This is a genomic window from Microbacterium sp. BDGP8 (genome assembly GCF_029991045.1).
Lineage (GTDB): Bacteria > Actinomycetota > Actinomycetes > Actinomycetales > Microbacteriaceae > Microbacterium > Microbacterium plantarum.
The window spans coordinates 1,957,183-1,973,710 of sequence record NZ_CP120712.1 but is presented as its reverse complement, the minus strand read 5'-3'; the positions used below and the strand labels follow the sequence as shown (position 1 = coordinate 1,973,710).

General features: G+C 71.7%; 16 protein-coding genes. 15 read left to right on the top strand and 1 reads right to left on the bottom strand.

The features are described 5' to 3' along the window. Positions 1-7 precede the first annotated feature (7 nt). From hemE to P6897_RS09485, 10 genes are all read left to right on the top strand, one after another. Entirely contained in the window at positions 8-1,030 is a 1,023-nt protein-coding gene (gene hemE / locus P6897_RS09530; RefSeq protein ID WP_282502583.1) for a uroporphyrinogen decarboxylase, read from the top strand. Next, on the top strand, positions 1,027-2,433 hold the full coding sequence (locus tag P6897_RS09525) for an FAD-dependent oxidoreductase (RefSeq protein ID WP_282501047.1): 1,407 nt from the start codon (positions 1,027-1,029) through the stop codon (positions 2,431-2,433). Before hemE ends, P6897_RS09525 begins: the two co-directional genes overlap by 4 nt. Next, on the top strand, positions 2,430-3,122 hold the full coding sequence (hemQ, locus tag P6897_RS09520; RefSeq protein ID WP_274179544.1) for a hydrogen peroxide-dependent heme synthase: 693 nt from the start codon (positions 2,430-2,432) through the stop codon (positions 3,120-3,122). Before P6897_RS09525 ends, hemQ begins: the two co-directional genes overlap by 4 nt. Then, positions 3,122-4,336 (top strand): ferrochelatase, encoded by a 1,215-nt coding sequence (locus P6897_RS09515; RefSeq protein WP_274179543.1) that lies wholly within the window; start codon positions 3,122-3,124, stop codon positions 4,334-4,336. The genes hemQ and P6897_RS09515 overlap by 1 nt, the downstream gene beginning before the upstream one ends. Continuing rightward, entirely contained in the window at positions 4,333-5,313 is a 981-nt protein-coding gene (hemC, locus tag P6897_RS09510) for a hydroxymethylbilane synthase (RefSeq protein ID WP_274179542.1), read from the top strand. Before P6897_RS09515 ends, hemC begins: the two co-directional genes overlap by 4 nt. Beyond that, on the top strand, positions 5,310-6,080 hold the full coding sequence (locus tag P6897_RS09505; protein ID WP_112617980.1) for a uroporphyrinogen-III synthase: 771 nt from the start codon (positions 5,310-5,312) through the stop codon (positions 6,078-6,080). The genes hemC and P6897_RS09505 overlap by 4 nt, the downstream gene beginning before the upstream one ends. Then, positions 6,077-7,072 (top strand): porphobilinogen synthase, encoded by a 996-nt coding sequence (gene hemB / locus P6897_RS09500; protein WP_274179541.1) that lies wholly within the window; start codon positions 6,077-6,079, stop codon positions 7,070-7,072. Before P6897_RS09505 ends, hemB begins: the two co-directional genes overlap by 4 nt. After that, positions 7,069-8,388 (top strand): glutamate-1-semialdehyde 2,1-aminomutase, encoded by a 1,320-nt coding sequence (hemL, locus tag P6897_RS09495; protein WP_282501046.1) that lies wholly within the window; start codon positions 7,069-7,071, stop codon positions 8,386-8,388. Before hemB ends, hemL begins: the two co-directional genes overlap by 4 nt. A gap of 58 nt (positions 8,389-8,446) precedes the next feature. Then, positions 8,447-9,292 (top strand): 16S rRNA (adenine(1518)-N(6)/adenine(1519)-N(6))-dimethyltransferase RsmA, encoded by an 846-nt coding sequence (gene rsmA, locus P6897_RS09490; RefSeq protein WP_269266070.1) that lies wholly within the window; start codon positions 8,447-8,449, stop codon positions 9,290-9,292. Positions 9,293-9,392: 100 nt separating this feature from the next. Continuing rightward, positions 9,393-10,313, top strand: a complete 921-nt coding sequence (locus P6897_RS09485; RefSeq protein WP_274179538.1) for a phosphodiesterase — start codon at positions 9,393-9,395, stop codon at positions 10,311-10,313. Here the strand turns inward: P6897_RS09485 and P6897_RS09480 are convergent. Further along, positions 10,258-11,781 carry a stealth conserved region 3 domain-containing protein gene (locus P6897_RS09480; RefSeq protein WP_274179537.1) on the bottom strand — a complete coding sequence of 508 codons (1,524 nt, stop codon included), beginning with the start codon at positions 11,779-11,781 and terminating at the stop codon, positions 10,258-10,260. The two genes, P6897_RS09485 and P6897_RS09480, sit on opposite strands and share 56 nt — an antisense overlap. A gap of 198 nt (positions 11,782-11,979) precedes the next feature. On the opposite strand from P6897_RS09480, the gene P6897_RS09475 reads away from it, so the two are divergent. The 5 genes from P6897_RS09475 to P6897_RS09455 all read left to right on the top strand — a co-directional run bounded on the left by P6897_RS09475 (position 11,980) and on the right by P6897_RS09455 (position 16,528). After that, entirely contained in the window at positions 11,980-13,050 is a 1,071-nt protein-coding gene (locus P6897_RS09475; protein ID WP_282501045.1) for an aldo/keto reductase, read from the top strand. Then, positions 13,047-13,988, top strand: a complete 942-nt coding sequence (locus P6897_RS09470) for a 4-(cytidine 5'-diphospho)-2-C-methyl-D-erythritol kinase (protein ID WP_274179535.1) — start codon at positions 13,047-13,049, stop codon at positions 13,986-13,988. The genes P6897_RS09475 and P6897_RS09470 overlap by 4 nt, the downstream gene beginning before the upstream one ends. Next, positions 13,985-15,298 carry a GNAT family N-acetyltransferase gene (locus P6897_RS09465; RefSeq protein ID WP_282501044.1) on the top strand — a complete coding sequence of 438 codons (1,314 nt, stop codon included), beginning with the start codon at positions 13,985-13,987 and terminating at the stop codon, positions 15,296-15,298. Before P6897_RS09470 ends, P6897_RS09465 begins: the two co-directional genes overlap by 4 nt. A gap of 113 nt (positions 15,299-15,411) precedes the next feature. Beyond that, the gene (locus P6897_RS09460; protein ID WP_112617988.1) at positions 15,412-15,702 is read left to right on the top strand and encodes a DUF427 domain-containing protein; all 291 of its coding nucleotides are present in this window, start codon (positions 15,412-15,414) and stop codon (positions 15,700-15,702) included. 4 nt (positions 15,703-15,706) lie between these two features. Next, complete coding sequence (locus P6897_RS09455; RefSeq protein WP_114589291.1) at positions 15,707-16,528, top strand: ATP-binding cassette domain-containing protein; 822 nt, start codon at positions 15,707-15,709, stop codon at positions 16,526-16,528.

Sequence of the window (16,528 nt, the reverse complement as noted above, 5' to 3'; positions counted from 1 at the left end):
CTGGTTCATGCGCCAGGCCGGCCGGTCACTGCCCGAATACCGTGCGCTGCGCTCGCAGGGCACGATGCTCGACGCCTGCCTGACGCCCGAGCTCGCCAGCGAGATCACGCTCCAGCCGGTGCGCCGGCACGGCGTCGACGCGGCGATCTTCTTCAGCGACATCATCGTGCCGTTGGCGATCCTCGGCATCGAGGTGGAGATCGCGGCGGGTCGCGGACCCGTCTTCGCCCAGCCGCTGCGGACGGCGGCCGACATCGCCCGCGCGGTCGAGATCGATCCCGCTCTCGTGCGCGAACGCGGCGAGGCCATCGCCCGCGCCGTCGAGCTGACGACCGGGATGCTGGCCGAGGAGTCCGAGTCGCGCGGCGAGCCGCTGCCGCTCATCGGCTTCGCCGGAGCCCCCTTCACCCTCGCCGCCTACCTCGTCGAGGGCGGACCGTCCAAGGACCACCTGGCCGCCCGCCGTCTGATCCACGAGGACCCGGCTGCCTGGCGAGCGCTGACGGAGTGGCTCGCCCGCGTGACGGGGGAGTTCCTCGCGCTGCAGGTCGAGTCCGGCGCCAGCGCCGCGCAGCTGTTCGACTCGTGGGCGGGCGGTCTCCCTCCCGAGGACTACCGCGCGGCGGCTCTGCCGGCATCCGCGGCGTCGTTCGACGCCGTGCGAGCTCTCCCGGTCCCCGTCGGCTCGGGCATCGACCACATCCCGCTCGTGCACTTCGGTGTCGGGACGGGCGAGATCCTGCGTGACATGGCCTCGATCGGCATCGACGCCCTCGGAGTCGACTACCGCGTGCCCCTCGACGAGGCCGCTCGTCGGGTCGGCGGCGACCTGACGCTGCAGGGCAACCTCGATCCCGCGTTGCTCTTCGCTCCGACCGAGGTCCGCGACGCGGCGATCGCGCGCATCCTCGAGGCCGGGCGTGCGGCCCGCGCACACGTGTTCAACCTCGGGCACGGGGTGCCCATGGAAGCCGATCCCGACGCCATCAGCTCGGTGGTGCGGACAGTTCACGCCTGGCGGTCGGCATGACCGTCGAGACCGACGTCGTCGTCGTCGGGGCCGGTATCGCCGGGCTGGTCGTCGCGCTCGAAGCCGTGACAGCGGGGAAGCGCGTCACCGTCCTCGAGTCCGATGACCAGATCGGCGGGATGCTGCGCCGTGGGCGCATCGCCGGAATCGACGTCGACCTCGGGGCGGAGTCCTTCGCCAAGCGGACCGATGCGGTGCCGCGACTCATCGCCGACTTCGCCCTGCCGCTCGAGGTCGTCGCACCGCGGTCGGGTCCCGCGCACCTGGTCTCGCAGCACGGCGTCGGCCTGCCCGGCACCCGGTGGAGCCGTCTGCCGTTGCCGCGACGCACGGTCATCGGCATCCCGGCCGACCCGCTCGCTTCGGATGTGGTCGCGATCATCGGCGACCGCGCGGCCGAGCGGGCCGCCGCCGAGGTGCTCGACGCCCCGATCGACCCGACCGCCTCGCTCGCCGACGTCGTCGAAGAACGCCTCGGCGAAGGCCTCCTCCGTGCTCTCGTGGATCCGCTCTGCCGCAGCATCTACTCGCAGCCGGCCGCGGCCGTTCCGCTCCCGCGTCTTCACCCGAAGATGTGGGCGGCGTTCGAGCGAACCGGATCGTTGCTGGCCGCGGCCGCGGAGGTCGCCCCGAACGCGCCCGGCGGAACCGCTGTGGGCGGGATCTCCGGGGGCATGTGGCGGCTCGCCGACGCCGTCGCGAGCCTCGCCGCCGAGCGAGGCGCGGTGATCCGCACCGGCACCGCGGTCGGCCGGGTCGAGTCGGCGCGGGGCTCCGGCGTCACGGTGGCGCTCGCCGACGGCGGGACGATCCGTGCCGAGCACGTCGTCATCGCGACCGGCCCGCGAGGCGCCGCAGCCCTGCTCGGGCAGGACAGCGGCGCCATCGACGCAGCCGCCACGGCGCCGATCCAGCCCGCGGTTCGCCTGCTCACCGCGGCGGTCACCTCCGACGACCTGTCTGCGGAGCCGGTCGGCTCCGGCGTCATCGTCGCTCCTGACGCGCGCACCGCGGCCAAGGCTCTCACCCACATCGACGCGAAGTGGGCCTGGGCCCGGGAAGCGCTGCCCGAGGGAACGCATGTCGTGCGCCTCTCAGCGCGTGCCGACGACACCGCCGGCCTCGACTCCGCCGCAGCCGTTGCCCGCGAGATCTCGCATCTCACCGGTGCGCGCGTCGACCGAAGCGACGTCGGTGAGATCATCACCACCCGCTGGCGCGATGCCGTCGTCCCGGCCGAGTCCGAGGCGTGGACGGCGACGGTGATGGATGCCGCCGCCCGCGGCATCCACGTCACCGGCGCCGTCGCCGCCGGGACCGGACTCGCCTCGGTCATCCCGCACGCCCGCGCGCTGGCCCATGAGCTCTTCGCCGTTCCCTCCGTTCGAAAGGACTCCCGATGACCGAAGAACAGATCCCGCTCGGTTACACCCTCTTCGCGATCCTCGCGGGCCCGCGCCCGCGGCCGCAGACGCCCACCGACGCCGACCTCGCCGAACTCGAGCGCGTCGTCGCCGGACTGCCCGACGCAGGAGTGACGGTGCGTGGCCTGTACGACGTCACCGGCATGCGTGCCGGCGCCGATCTGATGGTCTGGCTGCACACCGCCCCCGGCTCCGACGACGACCCGGCGGCGCTGCAGCGCGCCCTGCGCGAACTTCGGCGGACGGCCGCGCTGGCCGCCTTCGACCTCGAGTGGAGCGCCATGGGCGTGCACCGCGAGGCGGAGTTCAACAAGCGGCACGTTCCCGGTTACCTTCGCGGCGAGCACGCCCGCGACTGGCTCTGCCTCTACCCGTTCGTGCGCAGCTACGAGTGGTACCTGCTGCCCGAGGAGGAGCGCTCGGCGATGCTCGCCCAGCACGGCCGCCGCGGCGCGAAGTTCTCGGACGTCATCGCCAACACCGTCTCGACCTTCGCCCTGAGCGACTACGAGTGGCTCCTGCCCCTCGAGAGCGACGAGCTGATCAGTCTCGTCGACCTCATGCGCGACCTGCGCGCCACCGATGCGCGGCGGCACGTCCGTGAAGAGGTGCCCTTCTACACCGGCCGACGCGTCGAGGTGTCCGAGCTGGCGGAGGTGCTGTCCTGATGAGCGCGAACGAGTTCCGCCCCAAGCCCCCGCGTGCCCAGAGCGCGCCGCCGTGCGCCCCCGGCTGCGCGGTTCCCGCCGCCGGTCCGGCGTCGTGCGGGGGAGCGCCCCACGTGAGCGAGCCCACGTCGTACGACGCGCTCCTCCTCCTCGGCTTCGGTGGCCCCGAGGGCCAGGACGACGTTCTGCCGTTCCTCCGCAACGTCACCGCCGGGCGCGGCATCCCCGACGAGCGCCTCGAAGAGGTCGCGCACCACTACCGCCACTTCGGCGGCGTGTCGCCGATCAACCAGCACAACCGCGAGCTCAAGGCCGCCCTCGAGGCGGAGATCGCCGCGCGCGGCCTCGGGCTGCCGGTGTACTGGGGCAACCGCAACTGGATGCCGTACGTCGACGATGCCCTGCGCGACCTGCACGCCGACGGGCATCGTCGCGTCATCGCGATCGCGACGAGCGCCTACAGCTCCTACTCGTCGTGCCGCCAGTACCGCGAAGACCTGGCCGACGCGATGGAGGCCACCGGACTGGCGGGCGAGGTCGAGATCGATAAGGTCCGGCAGTTCTTCGACCACCCCGGGTTCGTCGCTCCGTTCGTCGACGGCATCCGCGACGGCCTGGCGAAGGTGCGCGAGCGCGGCATCGCCGAGGAGGACATCGAGATCCTCTTCTCGACGCACTCGATCCCGAACTCCGACGCCGACCGTTCCGGCCCGCCCGAGCGCGGCTTCGGCCCCGGTGGCGCGTACGTCGCGCAGCACACCGCTGTCGCGGAGGCGATCGTGGCCGAGCTCGGCACGACGAGCCCGTGGCAGCTGGTGTTCCAGAGCCGGTCGGGCCCGCCGTCCGTGCCGTGGCTCGAGCCCGACATCAACGACGCGATCGCCGAGCTGCCCGCCGCGGGGCGCAAGGCCGTGCTGATCGTGCCGCTCGGGTTCGTCAGCGACCACATGGAGGTGCTCTGGGACCTCGACACCGAGGCGATGGAGACGGCCGAGGAGCACGGGCTGTTCGCGGTGCGCACCGCGTCGCCCAGCACGCACCCGGCCTACGTCGCGGGTCTGGTCGACCTCGTCGAGGAGCGGCTCGAGGGGACGCCCGTCGAGGAGCGTCCCGCGGTGACCTCACTGGGCCCCTGGTACGACGTGTGCCGTCCCGGATGCTGCGAGAACAAGCGCCTGGGCTTCCAGCCGGCGCTCGCGGGGGTGGCGCCGTGACAGCCGGTGCACACGACGTCGACAGGTCCGCGGCGCCGGTGCTCCGTCTCGGGACACGGGCGAGCCTGCTCGCCACGACCCAGTCGCGCCACGTCGCCGACGCGATCACGGATGCAACCGGGATCACCGTCGAGCTCGTCGAGATCACCACTGACGGCGATGTGCTGACCGGCTCGCTCGCGCAGATGGGCGGTACCGGTGTGTTCGCCACCGCCTTGCGCGAGGCGCTGCTGCGGGGCGACTGCGACCTCGTCGTGCACTCGATGAAGGACCTTCCCACCGCGCCCTACCCGGGATTGACCATCGGTGCCGTGCCGCCGCGGGCTCCGCAGCGCGACGTGCTGTGCGGTCCGAGCGAGGAGACGACTCTCGACGGTCTGCCCGAGGGGGCCGTCATCGGCACCGGGTCGCCGCGCCGCGTCGCGCAGGTCCTCCGGCGCCGGCCCGACCTGCGTGTGCGCGACATCCGCGGGAACATCGACACGCGCCTGCGCAAGATGCGCGACGGTGAGTACGACGCGATCGTCCTCGCCGAGGCGGGGCTGCGGCGCATCGAGCGCGACGCGGCGATCGGCGAGGTCTTCGGGCTCGACCAGTGGCCGACATCGGCCGGTCAGGGAGCCCTCGCGGTCGAGATCCGCACGGTCGACCTCGACGGACCGATCGGTCGCGCGGTCGCGCTGATCGACGACGCCGAGTCGTCGTCGCGCGCCCTCCTGGAGCGTGCGGTCCTCCGCCGCCTGGAGGCCGGGTGTGCCGCGCCGGTGGGGATCTCGGTCACCGGGCTCGCGGCCGAGTCCGTCTTCGTCGCCGAGGTCTACGCGCCCGGGGGCGACCGCACGGTGCGCGCCCAGCGTGCCCTGCGCGCCGACCTGACCTCCGAGGGCGAGCGTGAGTCGGTCGCCGCCGATGTCGTCGCCGAGCTGCTGGACGGCGGTGCCGCGGACATCGCCGATCTGCCGGGGACGAGCCGATGACGGGCGGCCTGAAGGGACGCCGCATTCTGATCCCCCGCGGGGGATCCTGGGGCGAGCGCGTGCGCGATGAACTCGAGCGCCGCGGCGCGACCGGCGTGATCGCGCCCCTCATCCAGTCGCGGCCCCCGCGCGATCTCGCCGCCCGCGACGCCGCCTTCACCGCTCTGGCTGCGGGGGAGTACGCCTGGGTCTTCATCACGAGCGCCGCGACCGTCGAGCAGCTCGTCGCCCAACGAGTGAGCATCCCGATCGGAACGCGCATCGCCGCGGTCGGCCGCCCGACTGCGCGCGCCGTGGCCGACGCCGGCTTCGAGGTCGAGTTCGTGCCGGTCGGCACCTCGTCGGCGACCAACATGATCGCGCAGTGGTGCGCCGGACGCTCGCCGCGATCGACGGGGCGCTGTCTCGTGCTCCGCTCCGACCTGGCGATGGCCGTCATCAGCGACGAGCTCGAGCTCCAGGGCTACGAGGTCGACGTCTGCATCGCGTACCGGACGGTCGGGGTCGACCTGACCCCCGAGATCGCCGAGGAGGTGCGCACCGGGAAGATCGACACCGTGCTCCTCACGTCGCTCAGCGTCGGGCGCGAGCTCCGCCGTCAGGTCGGCATCCCCGGGCCCGAGGTGTTCATCGCCTCGATCGGTCCCGGCACCACGCGCGACGCCGAGAAGCTCGGCTACACCGTGCACCACACCGCACACTCGCAGAGCGTCGACGCCCTCATCGCAGAGCTCGACGCGCGACCCGCACCAGAGGATTCCCCATGAGCACCTTCCCCGAGCGGCGCCTGCGCCGCACGCGCCGCACCCCCGCGATGCGCCGCCTGTCGACCGAGCACCACCTCGTCGCCGCGCAGCTGGTGCTGCCGGTCTTCGTGAAGGAGGGCATCGACGAGGCGCTGCCGATCGCCAGCATGCCGGGCGTCATGCAGCATCCGATCGAGGCCATCGCGAGCGTCGTGACGGATGCCGCGGACGCGGGCATCGGCGGGATCATGCTCTTCGGCGTTCCGGCCGTCCGCGACGCCGAGGGATCGGGGGCGGTCGCCGAGGACGGCATCCTCAATCGCGCGATCCGCGTCGCGCGAGACGCCGCTCAGGGACGCATCACGGTGCAGGCCGACCTGTGCCTCGACGAGTTCACCGACCACGGTCATTGCGGGCTGCTCGCGGCCGACGGGTCGGTCGACAACGACGCGACCCTCGAGGTCTACGCGCGGATGGCGCTCGCCCAGGCTCGGGCCGGTGCCGAGGTGCTGGGGCTGTCGGGGATGATGGACGGCCAGGTCGCCGTCATCCGAGCCGCGCTCGACGAGGCCGGTCACAGCGACGTCGCGCTGCTGGCGTACTCAGCGAAATACGCCTCGGCCTATTACGGGCCCTTCCGCGACGCCGTCGAATCGACTCTGCAGGGCGACCGCCGCACGTACCAGCTCGACCCCGCCAACGCGCGTGAGGGGCTGGCCGAGGCGATGCAGGACATCGCCGAGGGCGCCGACTACGTCATGGTCAAGCCCGCGGGCCCCTACCTCGATGTACTCGCGCGCGTCGCGGAAGCCGCCACAGTGCCGGTCTGGGCGTACCAGGTGTCGGGGGAGTACGCGATGATCGAGCTGGCCGCGCGGGCCGGCGCGATCGATCGTGACCGTACGATCGCCGAGTCGCTCGTCGGCATCCGGCGCGCGGGTGCCGATGTGATCCTCACGTACTGGGCCCGCGAGGTGGCGGACTGGATCCGCGCTGGAAAGGACTTCGCATGACCCGCAATGACGAACTGTTCGACCGTGCCCGGGCTGTCATCCCCGGAGGTGTGAACTCCCCGGTCCGCGCCTTCGGCTCGGTGGGGGGCACACCGCGCTTCTACGTTTCCGCGACCGGTCCCTACGTCACCGACGCGGAGGGACGCGACTACGTCGACCTCGTCGCGAGCTGGGGGCCGGCGCTGGTCGGACACGCTCATCCCGAGGTCATCGACGCCGTCGTCGACGCTGCCCGCCGCGGTCTGTCGTTCGGTGCGTCGACCCCCGCCGAGACCGAGCTGGCGGAGGAGATCCGCCGCCGCGTGCCGATCGCGGAGAAGATCCGTCTCGTCTCGACGGGCACGGAAGCGACCATGACCGCCATCCGGCTCGCGCGGGGTGCGACCGGACGTGACCTGCTGGTGAAGTTCTCGGGCCACTATCACGGTCACTCCGACGGGCTCCTCGCTCAGGCCGGCTCGGGACTCGCGACCCTCGCCCTGCCCGGATCGGCGGGCGTCCCCGCTCCGATCGCCGCGCAGACCCTCGTGGTGCCCTACAACGACCGGGCCGCCCTCCAGGCCGTCTTCGCCGAGCACGGCCCGAACATCGCCGCGGTGATCACCGAGGCCGCCGGCGCGAACATGGGGGTCGTCCCGCCCGTGCCCGGCTTCACGACGTTCCTCCGCGAGCTCACGACCCGGCACGGCGCGCTGCTCATCAGCGACGAGGTCCTGACCGGATTCCGCTCCGGACCCTCGGGCTACTGGGGAGTCCTGCGCGAGACGGGCGAAGACGTCGCTCCCGACCTGCTCACCTTCGGCAAGGTCGTCGGAGGTGGTCTTCCGGTCGCGGCGCTGGCGGGACGCGCTGAGATCATGGATCTGCTCGCGCCCCTCGGCCCCGTCTACCAGGCCGGCACGCTCTCGGGGAATCCCGTCGCGGTCGCGGCCGGTCTCGCCACCCTCCGGCTCGCCGACGCCGACGTCTACGCGCGCATCTCGCGAGCGGCCGACACGGTCTCCGTCGCGGCCTCGGCCGCCCTCGATGCGGCCGGTGTGCCGCACATCGTCCAGCGCGCGGGAACGCTCTTCAGCGTCTTCTTCGGCTCGGCGGTGGTCGCGGGCGTCCCCGACTACGAGACGGCGACGCGTCAGGATGCCGGCGCCTACGCGGCCTTCTTCCACGCGATGCTCGACGCGGGGGTGTCGCTTCCCCCCTCGGCGTTCGAGGCATGGTTCCTCACCGCCGCGCACGACGACGTCGCCCTCGGCCGGATCCTCGAGGCGCTGCCGGGCGCCGCTCGGGCTGCCGCTGGCGTCTCCGCGGACGTATGACCTGCAGCGCCGCGCCGTCCGCCGGGCGACGCGGCGCCGCGCAACTAGGCTGGTCCTCATGCCTGTGACCCTGCTCGGTGCCGCCGAGATCCGCGCCCTCGCGGCCGAACTCGACGTGACGCCGACCAAGAAGCTCGGGCAGAACTTCGTCGTCGACGCCAACACCGTCCGCAAGATCGTGCACGCCGCCCGCGTCCAGCCCGGTGAGCGGGTCGTCGAGATCGGACCCGGTCTGGGGTCGCTGACGCTCGCGATCCTCGAGGCCGGAGCGAGCGTCACAGCGGTCGAGATCGACCACCGCCTCGCCGCGCACCTTCCGGTCACCGCGGCCCGGCACGGCGTCGCCGACGGCGCGCTGACGGTCGTCGACGCCGACGCGCTGCGCGTCACCGAGCTTCCGGGCGAGCCGACCGTGCTCGTCGCGAACCTGCCGTACAACGTCAGCGTTCCCGTCCTGCTGCATTTTCTCGAGACCTTCCCGTATCTGCGGCGCGGTGTGGTGATGGTGCAGGCCGAGGTGGCCGAACGCCTCGCCGCTGCGCCCGGGTCGAAGATCTACGGCTCGCCGAGCGCGAAGGCCGCGTGGTACGGATCGTGGCGTCTCGCCGGCACGGTCTCGCGGCAGGTGTTCTGGCCCGTCCCGAACGTCGACAGCCTGCTGGTCGCCTTCGAGCGGGATGCCGAGGCGCGCGGCGACGAAGCCCTCCGCCGCCGCACATTCCAGATCATCGACGCGGCCTTCGGCCAGCGGCGCAAGATGCTCCGCCAGGCGGTCTCGCCGCTGTTCGGCGGAACCGCGGCGACGGCGTCGGCGGCTCTCGAGGCCGTCGGCATCGACCCGACCCTGCGCGGCGAGCAGCTCACGATCGACGATTTCGTGCGGCTCGGGGCATCTGTTCACTGAACGCTCATCAGCGCGTCATCGGGTTCTCCCGAAACATGCCGGTAACATTCGGGACGAGCCGCGAGCGTCGCGGCGAGCATCACCCGACCCGGAAGAGACGATGCGAACCGCCGAGTACCCGGCACCCGAAAGGGTGCTGCTGCACCTGAGCGACACCCACCTGCGAGCCGCCGGCTCCCAGCTCTTCGACCGCGTCGACGCGGCCGCGCACCTGCGCCGGGCCCTCGATGCGATCGAGACGGCCGCCCTTCGCCCCGACGGGATCGTCTTCACCGGCGACCTCGTCGATCTCGGCGAGCGCGGTGCGTACGCCGAGCTGCGCGACCTGGTCGAGCCGTTCGCCGAGCGTCTGGGGACCCGCGTCTTCTGGGTCATGGGCAACCACGACGACCGCGCAGGATTCCGCGAGACGCTGTGGCGCGAGCCCGGTACCGCTGATGCCGCCGATCGCGTCGACGAGATCGACGGGCTTCGGCTCATCACGCTCGACACCAGCGTCCCCGGCGCGCATCACGGCGAAGTGCGCCCCGCGCAGCTGGCGTGGCTGCGCGAGGTGCTGTCGACCCCGGCCCCGCTGGGGTCGATCCTCGCCATGCATCATCCGCCGGTCCCGAGCGTCCTGCCGCTGGCGGCCAGCGTCGAGCTCCGCGACCAGCGCTCGCTCGCCGCTGTGCTCGCGGGCTCGGACGTGCGCGCCATCATCGCGGGCCACCTGCACTATTCGACCTTCGCGACGTTCGCCGGCATCCCGGTCTCGGTGGCGTCCTCGACCTGTTACGCGCAGGACCTCACGGTTCCCGTGGGAGGCACGCGCCCGCAGGACGGCGCGCAGTCGTTCAACTTCGTCCACGTGTACGACGACACGGTCGTGCATTCGGTCGTGCCGGTCGATGCGCCGGCCACCCTCGAGTACACCGACGCGGGCGAGGCTCAGCGGCGGCTTGCCGAGGCCGGGATCGCGCCCGTCAGCGCTTCACGCCGGAGCGCGCCGCCGACGCGTCCCGTGCCCGTCCTTCGCTGACCGCCGGGATCTCCCAGGGCGCGCGGATCGGGAACATCCGCTCCAGCACATCGCGCAGCGATGCGACCCGGATCTCCTCCGGAACCTCGGTCTCGCCGCCGTCGTTCAGGCAGAACATGTCGATGTCGCGACGCTTCGCCAGCCGCTCCATTCCGGCGAGCGAGCGGGCGAGCGTCGTCTGCACGTACCGGGTGCGCGGCACCGATGTCGGCAGCGCGCGCCCCGTGAACATCGCGTAGTAGTGGTAGAGCGAGTTGGTCACGGAGATGTCGGTCGCAGCGCGGAAGCGGGATGCCGCGGTGCGGCGGAAGTCCTCGGGGAACGTCTCCTCGAGCTCCTGCATGACGCTGCGGCGCAGGGGAGCGGCGCAGTGCTCGAGGTCGCGGACGATGACGCGCCCGAAGCGCTCCTGCAACAGGGCTCGGTTGACGCGCAGGCCGTTGTCGTGGCCCGAGCGCTCCAGGCGCGGGTCGCCCGCGCCGATGCGCACGTCGCACTCGACGAACGACGAGATGCCGCCGGGCGAGAAGAAGAGCTCGGGACGCACGGGGCGACCGAAGAACATGTCGTCGTTCGAGTACAGGAAGTGCTCGGCCAGCCCGTCGATGCGGTGCAGCTGGGCCTCGACCGCGTGCGAGTTGTGCGTGGGCAGAGTGGAGGGGTCGGCGAAGAACTCCTCGCTGCGCACGATCGTCACCTTCGGGTGGTCGGCGAGCCATGCGGGCGCGGGGGAGTCCGTCGCGATGAAGATCCGCCGCACCCACGGCGCGTACATGTGCACGCTCCGCAGGGCGTAGCGGAGCTCGTCGACGTGCCGATAGCGGGCCGGACCGTCATCTCCCTCGCCGACGACGTACTCGGAGAGCTGGGCGGCGCGCTGCCGCTGGAACTCGCTCGCCGAGCCGTCGACCCACGAGAACACCATGTCGATGTCGTGGGTGACCTCGCGGGGGTGCGGGTCGAGCATTCCGACCACCGTCTGCCATTCGCGTCCGTACCGCGACCCGCTCACGATGTGCACGTCCTGCGCCGGCGTGATGCGCCGCATGAGCGCATTCGCCTGCGGAGCCTCGACGGCCGTCTCGCCGAACCGCCAGAACTCCACGCGCACGCCGTACTCGTGGTCGTACCGCCGGCCTCCGCCAGCGCTGACGCGGGGGCGGTAGGCCCGGAGCGCGTGGGGTGCGGAATCGGGGATGTCCGCATCGGCCGCGAAAACAGGGGCCGTGCCTTTCGCCTTGAGATACAGCGGCTCGCGCTGACCGAGGCTGCGCAGGGTCGCCGCCGTCCTGTGCGCGTCGGCGAGGTCGATCGCGAGCGCGGGCGTGTGGAGATCGTGCCGGATGAGCAGCGTGCGGATGCCGGCGGACTCGAGCGCGTCGGCGATCAGCAGCAGGTCGGCGGTGCGGGCGCCGTCCGGCGTCGTGGTCTCGTGGACGAGGCGCAGGACGCCTTCGTCGAGGATCACGTCGTCGCGGCTCGCGGGCAGATCGATCCAGGGGTTCTCGCGGCGGGGCAGAGCGGAAAGGGCCAGGGTTTCCTCCTCGGGGGATGATTGTCTCGGTAGGCAGACTAGACATTCTCCGTTACATCGGTGTTTCCGCGCACCTCGGAGACTCTGCGCGAATGAGGACGCAGGCGGGTGCGCGCTCGATAGGCTCGGACGGTGACCGCCTCGCCCCGCTTCCCCGCCTCGCGCGGCGGAGACCTGCACCGTCCCTATACCGCAGCCCCCGATCGCTACGAGAGCAGCGGGTACCGCCAGGTCGGGGCCTCCGGGCTGTTCCTGCCGCCGATCTCGCTCGGGCTGTGGTGGAACTTCGGCGACAACATCCCCTTCGACCGTCAGCGCGAGGTGCTGCGCCACGCCTTCGACCGCGGCATCACGCACTTCGATCTCGCCAACAACTACGGGCCGCCCTACGGTTCGGCCGAGACGAACTTCGGACGCATGATGCGCGAGGATTTCGCGCCCTACCGCGACGACCTGATCATCTCGTCGAAGGCGGGGTACGACATGTGGGACGGCCCCTACGGCAACCACGGTTCACGGAAGTACCTGATCGCGAGCGCCGAGCAGTCGCTGAAGCGGATGAGCGTCGACTACGTCGACATCTTCTACTCGCACCGCGAGGACGACACGACCCCGATCGAGGAGACGGTGGGAGCGCTCGACGCGCTCGTGCGTCAGGGCAAGGCGCTCTACGTCGGGATCTCGTCGTACTCGGCCGAGAACTCCGCTCGAGCCGCCGCGGTGGCCCGCGACCTCGGCACGCCGCTGGTGATCCACCAGCCTTCGTACTCCATCCTCAACCGCTGGATCGAGGACGGCCTGACCGACCAGCTGCGCCGAGACGGGATGGGCGCCATCGGCTTCATGCCGCTGCAGCAGGGTCTGCTGACGGGGCGGTATCTCGACGACGGCACGTCCGAGCGGTCGATGCAGCGCTTCTCGCTGCCCGATGACGGGCGGCTGTCGGCGTCCGCACTGGCGGGCCTGCGCGAGCTCGGCGACCTCGCGCGCGATCGTGGGCAGACCCTCGCCCAGCTCGCCATCCGGTGGACGCTGCGTGACCCGGTGGTTGCTTCGGCTCTCATCGGCGCATCGCGCACCGCTCAGCTGGACGAGAACCTGGCGGCGCTCGACGGGCCCGACCTCACCGAGGACGAGCTCGAGCGGATCGACGACATCGCCTCCCGCATCGGCTCGATCTGGGACGGGCCGGACGGCTCATGAGCCTCAGCGCCGTCCCCGACCGCGTGCGTGTGCGGGCTCCCGGCAAGATCAACCTGTTCCTCGACGTCGGGTCCGTCCAGGACGACGGCTACCACGACGTCGCCTCGGTCTATCAAGCCGTCTCGCTGTACGAGGACCTGGTCGCCACACCGGCGGACGACTTCAGCGTGAGCGTCGTCGATGAGGCGGGTGCGCCCGTGCCCGGCGTTCCGCTCGATGATCGCAACCTCGCTCTGCGCGCCGCACGGATGGTGGCGCGCGAGGTGGGGTATCTCGGCGGCGTGCACCTGGAGATCTGCAAGGCGATCCCGGTGGCCGGCGGCATGGGCGGAGGCTCGGCGGATGCCGCCGCCGCCCTCGTGGCCTGCGACGCGTTGTGGGGCGCCGGGCTCACCTCCCCGGCACTGCAGGAGCTGGCAGCGCGACTGGGCGCCGATGTCCCCTTCTCTCTCATGGGCGGCAGTGCCGTCGGGACGGGACGCGGCGATCGCTTGAGCCCGGCGCTGGGGCGGGCCCGCTTCGACTGGGTCGTGGTGATCGACGAAGCCGGACTCTCCACCCCCGAGGTGTACGCGCAGCTCGATCGGCTGCGAGCCGAACGCCGTCCCGACATCGCGCCACGGCCCGAGCCGCCGGAGGTCGACCCGGTCGTCCTGCAGGCCCTGCGTTCGGGTTCCCCCGACCTGCTCGCGGGCGCGTTGCGCAACGATCTGCAGGATGCCGCGTGCGCGCTGCGCCCCGACCTGGGCGAGCTGCTCGATCGCGCCGTCGAGATCGGCGCGCTGGCCGGCCTCGTGTCGGGCTCCGGCCCCACGCTGGCCTTCCTCGCCGCCGACGCCGACGCGGCGCGCGGCATCGAGCAGAACCTGTCCGCGATGGGCCACCGTGCCCGTCACATCTCCGGCCCGGTGACGGGCGCGAAAGTGGTGACCCGATGACCGAGCCCCAGACCTCCTTGCTGAACCGTGACGTCGACGAGGCGTCGCATCGCGCGCTCGCCGAGCGCGGCTTGACGTACCTGACCGTGGCCGCCGGCGAACCGGCGTTCGAGGGCTGGATCCAGGCCGTCTCGCGCGGTTTCCAGGACGGCGAGCGCTCGCCCGAGCAGATCGCCGGCGCACGCGGCAGGAACAGCGGTCGGCGCCTGACCGGCGTGTTCGACGAGAGCGGGCCGATGCCGGAGGTGGCGGTCGGCACGATCGCGTCGTGGCCCTCCGAGCTCACCGTGCCGGGCGGAACGATCCCCGCCGGTGCGATCAGCGCCGTGACCGTCGCGCAGACGCACCGGCGCCGAGGCATCGCGCGGGCGCTCCTGGAGGGCGAGGTGCGCACCGTCGCGGCGGCCGGGCTTCCCATCGCCATGCTCACGGTGACCGAGTCGACGCTCTACGGCCGTTACGGCTTCGCCTCGGCGGCTTCCGCCGCGATCCTCGACATCGACACCCGCCGGGTGCGCTGGGCGGGTCCGACGCCCGACGGGCGCCTCGATTTCATCGATCGGACGGCCGCACGCGACCTCGTGGCGACGCTGCACGAGCGCACGCGTCACCGCACCCCCGGCGACATCGCGCTGCCGCCGGGACACGGCGACCGCTTCACCGGCACGGATCCCGACGAGAAGGACGGGGGAGCGATCCGCTGCGTGCAGTATCGCGACGCCGCGGGCGAGGTGCGCGGCATCCTGACCTACTCGCTCGCGCCTCATGAGCGGGACATCGTCAAGGGCACCGCGAAGGTGACGATCCTCATCGCCGAGACCGACGATGCGTACGCGGCGCTCTGGCGGTTCCTGCTGGAGCTCGACCTGGTGGCCCACGTCCGCGCGGAGCTGTGCTCGGTCGACGAGGCGGTGCTGTGGATGATCGGCGATCGGCGGGCCGCCTCGGTCTCGGTGTTCGACCACCAGTACCTGCGCATCCTCGACGTGCCGGCCGCCCTCCGCGCGCGCACCTACGGCTCCGCGGGGCGCGTGCTGCTGCGAGTGAGCGACCCGCTCGGGATCGCCACCGGCGAGTACCTCCTGACGGTCGATGACGACGGCGAGGGCGCGGTGGCGACGGCGGCGGATGCCGATACGGCCGGCGCCGATGTGCTCGAGCTGTCGGTCGTCGCGCTCGCGGCCGTCTATCTCGGCGGTGTGTCGCCCGAGACTCTCGGGCGCGCTGGACGCCTGACCGGCACCGACCTCGCGGCATCCTCGCGCATGTTCGCATCGACGATCGTTCCCCGCGTCGGCCTCTGGTACTGATCGCTCCGCCCGAGCCGGGATGCGCTGTTTAGTCCATTTCGCGACATGACGCAACACGGCCCGAGTGTCGGCTCCGAACGCTAGCGTGAGAGACCACAACGGAGGGCGGCGCCATGCGTGCACGACTGGGCGACACGATCATCGCCGAAGCCGACGAGAGCGATCTCGTGCGGATCGAGGGCAACTGGTACTTCCCGCCGCGGAGCATCGCTCCGGGCGTCCTGACCGAGAGCGACACCGCGTACACGTGCGCGTGGAAGGGTGACGCCCAGTACTTCGACGTCGCCGGTTCCTCGGACAAGGCGTGGTCCTACCCCACGCCGTACCCGACCGCGATCGAGCGCGTCGGCACAGATTTCTCCGGCTACGTCGCATTCGACCGCTCGGTCGTCATCGAGAGCTGAACGCGTGATCGAGTTCCGCGACGTCGTCAAGGAGTTCCCCGACGGCACCCGCGCGGTGCAGGACTTCTCTCTGGTCATCCCCTCGCACAAGACGACCGTCTTCGTCGGATCGTCGGGATGCGGCAAGACGACGCTGCTCCGCATGATCAACCGCATGGTCGAGCCGACCTCCGGAGCCATCGAGATCGACGGCGAGAGCGTCGCGACCGGTTCGCCGGTGCATCTGCGCCGCCGTATCGGATACGTCATGCAGAACTCGGGGCTGCTGCCGCACTTCACCGTCGCCGACAACATCGCCACGGTGCCCGTGCTGACCGGCACGAGCCGGCGTGACGCGCGTCGCCGGGCGCTCGAGCTGATGGAGACGGTCGGTCTCGACACCCGGATGGCCGATCGCTACCCGAGTCAGCTGTCGGGTGGCCAGCAGCAGCGCGTGGGAGTTGCCCGGGGCCTCGCGAACGACCCCAACATCCTCTTGATGGACGAGCCGTTCGGCGCGGTCGACCCCATCGTGCGTGACGAGCTGCAGCAAGAGCTGCTGCGTCTGCAGCGCGAGCTCGGCAAGACCGTCGTCTTCGTCACCCACGACATCGACGAGGCGTTCCTCCTCGGCGACCAGGTCGTGATCCTCGCGGCCGGCGCCCGGAAGCTGCAGGTCGGCTCGCCCAGCGAGATCATCCGCGACCCGGCCGACGAGTTCGTCGCGAGCTTCATCGGCGTCGACCGGGGCAAGCGCGCCCTGCGCGTCGAGCGGACGGCCAACGGCGCGGTTCTCGTCGATTCCGAGGGGCGCACGCAGGGCACCCTGGTCGAAGGCGACGCCTGA

Bases quoted from the DNA above. Each gene is read 5' to 3' on its own strand.
- hemE (WP_282502583.1), top strand. From the start codon at position 8: ATGCGCCAGGCCGGCCGGTCACTGCCCGAATACCGTGCGCTGCGCTCG.
- P6897_RS09525 (WP_282501047.1), top strand. From the start codon at position 1,027: ATGACCGTCGAGACCGACGTCGTCGTCGTCGGGGCCGGTATCGCCGGG.
- hemQ (WP_274179544.1), top strand. From the start codon at position 2,430: ATGACCGAAGAACAGATCCCGCTCGGTTACACCCTCTTCGCGATCCTC.
- P6897_RS09515 (WP_274179543.1), top strand. From the start codon at position 3,122: ATGAGCGCGAACGAGTTCCGCCCCAAGCCCCCGCGTGCCCAGAGCGCG.
- P6897_RS09505 (WP_112617980.1), top strand. From the start codon at position 5,310: ATGACGGGCGGCCTGAAGGGACGCCGCATTCTGATCCCCCGCGGGGGA.
- hemB (WP_274179541.1), top strand. From the start codon at position 6,077: ATGAGCACCTTCCCCGAGCGGCGCCTGCGCCGCACGCGCCGCACCCCC.
- hemL (WP_282501046.1), top strand. From the start codon at position 7,069: ATGACCCGCAATGACGAACTGTTCGACCGTGCCCGGGCTGTCATCCCC.
- rsmA (WP_269266070.1), top strand. From the start codon at position 8,447: ATGCCTGTGACCCTGCTCGGTGCCGCCGAGATCCGCGCCCTCGCGGCC.
- P6897_RS09485 (WP_274179538.1), top strand. From the start codon at position 9,393: ATGCGAACCGCCGAGTACCCGGCACCCGAAAGGGTGCTGCTGCACCTG.
- P6897_RS09470 (WP_274179535.1), top strand. From the start codon at position 13,047: ATGAGCCTCAGCGCCGTCCCCGACCGCGTGCGTGTGCGGGCTCCCGGC.
- P6897_RS09465 (WP_282501044.1), top strand. From the start codon at position 13,985: ATGACCGAGCCCCAGACCTCCTTGCTGAACCGTGACGTCGACGAGGCG.
- P6897_RS09460 (WP_112617988.1), top strand. From the start codon at position 15,412: ATGCGTGCACGACTGGGCGACACGATCATCGCCGAAGCCGACGAGAGC.